The sequence below is a fragment of the Arachidicoccus sp. genome (assembly GCF_050436765.1).
GTDB lineage: Bacteria > Bacteroidota > Bacteroidia > Chitinophagales > Chitinophagaceae > Arachidicoccus.
On the sequence record NZ_JBNQGD010000069.1, the window covers coordinates 6,342 to 12,831 of the forward strand.

6 protein-coding genes are annotated in these 6,490 nt (G+C 39.5%); all 6 read right to left on the reverse strand.

Features of this window, described 5'->3' with window-relative positions; all coding sequences use genetic code 11:
- On the reverse strand, window positions 1–486 hold a 486-nt coding region (locus ACQR30_RS03095; RefSeq protein ID WP_429731103.1), incomplete at its 3' end, for a DUF2291 family protein.
- Window positions 487–497: 11 nt separating this feature from the next.
- On the reverse strand, window positions 498–1,352 hold the full coding sequence (locus tag ACQR30_RS03100; RefSeq protein WP_429731105.1) for a D-ribose ABC transporter substrate-binding protein: 855 nt from the start codon (window positions 1,350–1,352) through the stop codon (window positions 498–500).
- Between the two features lie 95 nt (window positions 1,353–1,447).
- Window positions 1,448–3,064, reverse strand: coding sequence for a DUF5060 domain-containing protein (locus ACQR30_RS03105; protein WP_429731108.1), 1,617 nt, complete (start codon window positions 3,062–3,064; stop codon window positions 1,448–1,450).
- Between the two features lie 10 nt (window positions 3,065–3,074).
- Complete coding sequence (locus tag ACQR30_RS03110) at window positions 3,075–4,052, reverse strand: transketolase family protein (protein WP_429731111.1); 978 nt, start codon at window positions 4,050–4,052, stop codon at window positions 3,075–3,077.
- Between the two features lie 39 nt (window positions 4,053–4,091).
- A complete protein-coding gene (locus ACQR30_RS03115) occupies window positions 4,092–4,919 on the reverse strand; it encodes a transketolase (protein WP_429731113.1) in 828 nt (275 codons plus the stop codon).
- Window positions 4,920–5,023: 104 nt separating this feature from the next.
- Window positions 5,024–6,436 (reverse strand): L-fucose/L-arabinose isomerase family protein, encoded by a 1,413-nt coding sequence (locus tag ACQR30_RS03120; RefSeq protein ID WP_429731116.1) that lies wholly within the window; start codon window positions 6,434–6,436, stop codon window positions 5,024–5,026.
- Between the last annotated feature and the right edge of the window lie 54 nt (window positions 6,437–6,490).

Genomic DNA, 6,490 nt, shown 5'->3' on the forward strand with positions numbered 1-6,490 from the left:
TCTAATAATATTATTTAATTCCTTTGAGATATTATTTAAATCCATCGTATTGGAAAAGTCTTTCAATTCAATAAGACCACTTGCATCCCGCAATGTATTACCGTATACAAATTCGGTAACAAGACTCGCATTGAAAGGCTGCTTCGCCTTTACGGTGATGGCGACATCATCTTCATTCACCGCATCAACAATTGCTTCTGCTTTTATCAATGCATAACGAGTGTCTCCTATATCCAAAGAATGCGTATATCTGCTAAAAGCTTCGTTAGGATCCGCTTTTATCAATTGCATCAAAACATTTAGGTCAACAGCACTGTCCAATTTAGCCGGTAATTGCTGGGCCCACAATTTATTAACGAACGCTTTTGCATCAAAATTTCCAGTCACCGCTTTGTTTGCATCACTCAATTTTTTTATATAGACCGAACTGTAACCAATCCATATTATGGCAACGACTATTAATCCGTATTTAATAAATTTATTCATGAAGAAGCATTTTATTTTTTACCATAACCTATATAATCATCTACATTGTTTTTTGTAACCAACTCGACCGCTACTTGAACTTTTCCAGGGAGATCCCTTTTCCCTTTTATATATTCATCAGCCAGAGTAGCCGCAGTTTCGGCAATTAATTTGGGAAATTGCATGCCCGTACAACAAACTTTCCCCGCCTTAATAGCGGCAACTACATCATCGGAACCATCAAAACCAAAGACTTTTACTTTGTCCGCTAAACCATCCGAAACCAGCGCCTGATAGGCCCCCATAGCCATCGCATCGTTGCCACAAAAGACTCCGTCAATACTGGGATGTGCCTGCAAAATGGATTCCATTACGTCCATCGCTTTGTTACGATCAAAATCTGCACTTTGCTGCGCCACCATTTTTAAACCTGGATAATTATCCACCACGCTGTGAAAACCTTTTGATCTAGCCCAAGTATTGTTGTCGCCAACCAAACCTAAGAGTTCTACGTAATTTCCCTTCTTATGTAATTGTTGGACAAAATATTTTCCTATATCCACTGCCCCCGAGTAGCTGTCTGATAATACTTGTGAGGTAGCAACAGTAGAAGAATTTACTTCCCTGTCCATACAAAAAACCGGAATACCGGCAGCTTTAGCTTTTTTTACATTTGCAATAGAACCATCTGCGTCAGTAGGATTAAATAAAATTGCGCTAAAACCCTCTACAATGATATTATCAAAATGGTCACTTTCTAAAGAAGTATTATTTTGAGAATCAAATAGCTTCGTTTCATAACCTAGTGCGCTAGCTTTTTTCGCCGCCTGCTGCCCAAGAAAAACAAACCATGGATTGTTTAGCGTCGACACAACAATAGCAATCATTTTCTTCTTTTTGACCTTCGGCCTAGGACCACATTGTGCAAAAGATAAACAAGCTATTACAATGAAAATTGTTTGGTTAATTCTTTTTCGCATCTTTAATTGATTTTGGTTACTCTTAAGGCCAAATATGGTTTTAAAGGCAACCATATCTTTTTTCTATTTTTACCATAAAAACGATAATCCACTTCTTTCCCAATTTCAAATACGTCTTTTACCGGTGTAATTGTCATGGCCCAAGTGTCGATAATGTCAATCTTATATTTATCCCCTGCAACCGGCTTGGGATAAGAACCATTTTTTGCTGGTATATTAAAAACCCAATTTTCAGGCATTTCCTTGCCAAAATAAATAATATAATCTCCATCGCCAGCGGCTGCGGTCTTGAAATCATGGCTAATATCTGCAGGTTCCAATGGTGCAGGATCCGCTTCCAAGATTTTTCTAAGAAAGGCAGCCCTTTTCCAGCTGGTTCCTCTAAACATTCCTCCTTTAGCCCAAAAGATCGTGTCATTTCCATTGTAGTACTTATAAGCTTCTCCATGCGTAACATAAGTACCGCCTATAGCCCCCATCCACATTAAGTAGGTCATTTCTTCACCACTATAGCGTCCCCAGCGATTCTTCAGGTTTCCTTCGTATCCTACTTCATCATATATCACAGGCTTATGATAAGCATCTCGAAGAATACTGGCCGCACCCCAATTCATTACGGGCGCCTCGTCCTGAATACTTGCATGGGAGAAATACGGAAGCCAGTATTCAAAGTACGTACCTGTGGTGCCATGGATAGAACACAAATGGTGATAAGGATCATTGTCATAGACATATTTTGAAAGTTTGATCCAATCACTATGCGTTTTTGCCTTTACTAAATCCCATTCATTTGCCATTGACCACCACACATTACGAAAGGAGCCTAAGCGCGCGATAATATATTTCAGGTAACGAATATTAACTGTCATAGGAAGCGCGTCAAATCCCCAACGTCCGTGATCATAAGGGTGGAATAATATGAGATCTGCCTGGATCCCTAAGCTGTTTAATGCATCAATTTGTTTTTCAAGCGTTTGAAAAAATAACGGATTAAAGGTCGAGAAATCCCATTTTTTGTGTTGCCCAGTTTCAGTGGCCGAATCTACGTTTAAGACATTAAATGGAAATATTTCAGGTTCCTCTTTTACTAAATCATAATTTTTGGGGAAAACGCACATTCGTAATTTATCAAACCCTGAAGCTTTTAAACTTTTCAGCGTCATCTGTTGCATTCCTTTACTCATATGATTCCATGCATAGGCTGTGGTCCCAACGGGGTAAAATTGCTTGCCATCGGCATATTTAAAATAGTAAGTATTGCTCACGCGCACCATACCATGATTGTCACCGGAGGCCTTTACACAATCAAAGCTTCCTCTTTTAGCATTAAGTGCTCTTATATTACTGTGCGTTGTGTACGTCCAGGTGCCAATTTTTGACGGCATAAAACGTACCCTAAATACGTTGTTGCCGTCATAAAAGCCATCAACTGTAATAGAACTGTCACCATTGATAAAAGTTGCTGTAATATCTACGTCCGTAAACGCATCGCCGTTATAATGGTAATTAAACGACGTTTCGAACCTTCCCCATTGCTCAATTTTTTGCTGTGAAAAGCAAAACAAAGGAAAGAACATACATATCCAACAAATACCTTTTTTACCAAAAGTATTAATCATATACTGTTTTTTAGTTGTTCAACCCCAGATTATGCTGAACCAGTGTCCTTACTACATCAGAAATACCTTCTTTGCTAATTCCATAATGATTAAAAATTTCTTGCTGTGAACCCGTAACAGTATATTCATCAGGAATAGCTAGTATCTTAAAAGGCTTGTATATTTTATTTTGCAATAAATAAGCGGCGCAAGCCTCCCCTAGTCCGCCATAAATACTATGTTCTTCCACCGTTACCACCACTTTACATTTAGTCGCCGCTTTTGCCAACAAATCGGTATCCAGTGGCTTTATCGTATGCATACTGATTAGTGTAGTGGAGATATTTTCTTCTTTTAAAACAAGTGCCGCTTCCAATGCGGGATAAACGGTTTCACCACAAGCAACGATAAGGACATCATCACCTTCGGTGATTATCCGACCTTTGCCAAATTCAAATATTTCATCAGCCGACGCCTTTAAATGAGGCATTGGTTTTTTGCCGAATCGTAAGTAAACAGGCTTATCAGTTGCTGCAGCTAATTCAATGGCCTGCTGCGTTTCATAGTTGTCCGCCGGTGCAACCACAATAATATTATTAATCGCTCTTAAAGCAGCATAGTCATGTAAACTATGGTGTGTCGTACCCAAAGCACCGTAGCTTACTCCGGCACTGATACCTACAATATTTACTGCATTATTGCTATATGCCACGTCATTTTTAATCTGTTCAAAAGACCGAGCAGTGAGAAAGCAAGCCGGCGAAGTCGCAAAAACTTTTTTACCACAAGAAGCAAGGCCCGCGGCTACTCCTACAAGATTTTGTTCGGCAATGCCAACTTCTACAATTTGTTCAGGAAATTTTTTACCAAAAGGCACTAATTTACCTGAGCCGCGACTGTCGCTGGTTACAGCAATAATGTTTCTGTCATTTTCAGCCAGTCTTTGTAGTGTTTCGGAATAAACTTCCAAGTTTGCTTTATAAGGCAATGTATTTATATATTCAGCCATAAGTTCTATTGATTTCCTAAAAAATTAGCTCCTAAATATTTATTGAATTAACGAGGCAGCACGGTCTAATTCATTCATCGCCTGATCGAATTCTTCCGGTGAAGGAACGCCATGATGCCACTTTAACTGGTTCTCCATATAGCTTACACCTTTCCCTTTGGTGGTATGGGCAATCACGACGCTGGGTTTTCCTTCTTCAAAAGGGATGGATAGTAACACATCTTTTAGTGCTGCGATATCGTTACCATCAACCTCTTTTACAGCCCATCCAAACGCTTCCCATTTTTTATCTAAAGGATCAGTACTACACACATCTTTTGTCGCTCCTGTTATTTGTAATCCATTTTTGTCAACAATTGCACAGAGATTGTCGAGTTTATATTGTGCAGCACTTAAAGCCGCCTCCCAATTACTTCCTTCCGGCATTTCACCATCACCCAGTAAGGTATATACCTTATAATCTTTATTGTCCAATTTTGCAGCGATGGCCGTGCCTGTTGCTATTGGCAGGCCGTGGCCCAAAGCGCCCGTATTTTGCTCTACACCATGCACTTTACGTGTGGGATGCCCAATATAATGTGACTTGTATTGGCATAAAGTATTCAAGTCCTCTTCAGGAAAGAAACCCTGATCAGCCAAAACCACAAACAATGCCTCCACACAATGTCCTTTACTTTGAATATACCTGTCCCGATCCGGTGACGAAAAATTTTCAGGTGATACATTCATCACCTCATTATACAATACATTTAAGATATCCGTACAAGAAAGGCTCCCGCCGGTATGCCCTGCTTTGGCTTTTACAATGTATTGGAGTATCTTCTTACGATACTCGATTGATTTTTGCTTCAATTCTTTATTTGTCATTTTCACATTTTCATTTCGTTACAAACGAATAATTAATCTTATTAGCTAAATAAATACATTAAATTCCCGTTCAATCTTGACGCCGTGAATAGAACAACAGCAATTTATTCGTGAGAATAAGTTTCCCATCCCAAATAGTTCTCCATGGCTTCTTTTAATATGCCAGCTGTTTTACTGGCATTCATTACAACATGATGTTCAAAACCGTTGCGACATACATATTTCATTAAGCCCTGCAAATTATTTATTTGTGCTACCGCACGATTACCAAAGGTCTTTAAAGCATCATTGGTGAGTTCTCCTTCACCTATATAAGCCCTAATCTTTCCATTAAAGTCGTCTGTGCTGATGCGGCCATAAGTAAGGGGCATGGCAGGTGTACGACCATCGAGCGCGCCATAAGTATTTTCTGTTCCAACAGTAGTCCCCAATATAGGCGCAGTACTCATCGAGATATCAGGCAAGAATGACTTGGCCCAATTACCGCAATGAAACAATACACATTTGGAATCATCATCGGCATAGTTATTATTCCAATCTACCAATGCACTGGGCGAGCCGCTCGCCAACTGCATAGCATACATCGTTAAAGTACCTGTAACATCCACCTCACAAGCACTCGGTAACATATTCTCGCTCATCATACTCATACTAGTGCATACATTACAACCATAGTTTTGTTGCAACGATGTCCAGCATTGAATGGCTGTACAATCAAGGGCGTTAGCCTGCATAAACTCTCCTAATACCACATCAAGCTTCGCTATCTGAACTAGCTTTTCATTGGGTGTTTTGCCGGTAGGTGTATAGGCATGTATTTTCTCAAGTTTGTCTTTGACTGATTGATCATTAGCAGTAAGCTTGTTGGCGTTGCCCAATATTTCTGACAAGTCAACAGTTGTTACAGAAATCCCATTACGTTGTAATAATTTTTCACTGTACCGAACAGTGTTAAATGCGGTGGGTCTTGCCCCCACAGCTCCAATGCGTACTGTCCTAAGGCCCTTTACAACCCGGCAAACGGCAATAAAATCTAATAAATCTTTTTTAAAAACTTCATCATTTAACGAAGTAACATGTTTAGTGGTAAGCGAATACTTAATCCCATATTGGTATAAATTATTACAGACTGAGATTTTGCCGCACCAGGCATCCCGTCTATTTACGACGTCTAATTTATTTAGCTCGTCCGGATAAGCCTGAATAAGCACAGGCACGTTAAGCCCAGCCAATTTTAAAGTCTCTGCTACACCTTTTTCATCACCAAAATTTGGCAAAATCACCAGTACGCCGTCTATCTCATCTGCATGCTTTCTAAACAAAGCAGCACATTTTTGTGCCTCTGCAAAGGTCTCTACCCCTCCTAATTTGGAGTCTGCTTCACTAAGCATGACCGGGCTTATATGCAGTTGCTCAAAAAAAGCAATTAACTCTTTTCTCGCTTCAGCCACTAATTTATCCGGGAAAAAATCACGATTGCCAATGATTACACCCAATGATGCTTGATTATTTTTCAACACTTTAAAGTTTTATAATTTTAAAAATTTTATTGTAAGAGATAACCGTATTTA

What these genes read in the sequence shown, in the direction of transcription:
- ACQR30_RS03115 (WP_429731113.1), bottom strand. Translation starts at nt 4,919, where the DNA reads ATGACAAATAAAGAATTGAAGCAAAAATCAATCGAGTATCGTAAGAAG.
- ACQR30_RS03110 (WP_429731111.1), bottom strand. Translation starts at nt 4,052, where the DNA reads ATGGCTGAATATATAAATACATTGCCTTATAAAGCAAACTTGGAAGTT.
- ACQR30_RS03100 (WP_429731105.1), bottom strand. Translation starts at nt 1,352, where the DNA reads ATGATTGCTATTGTTGTGTCGACGCTAAACAATCCATGGTTTGTTTTT.
- ACQR30_RS03105 (WP_429731108.1), bottom strand. Translation starts at nt 3,064, where the DNA reads ATGATTAATACTTTTGGTAAAAAAGGTATTTGTTGGATATGTATGTTC.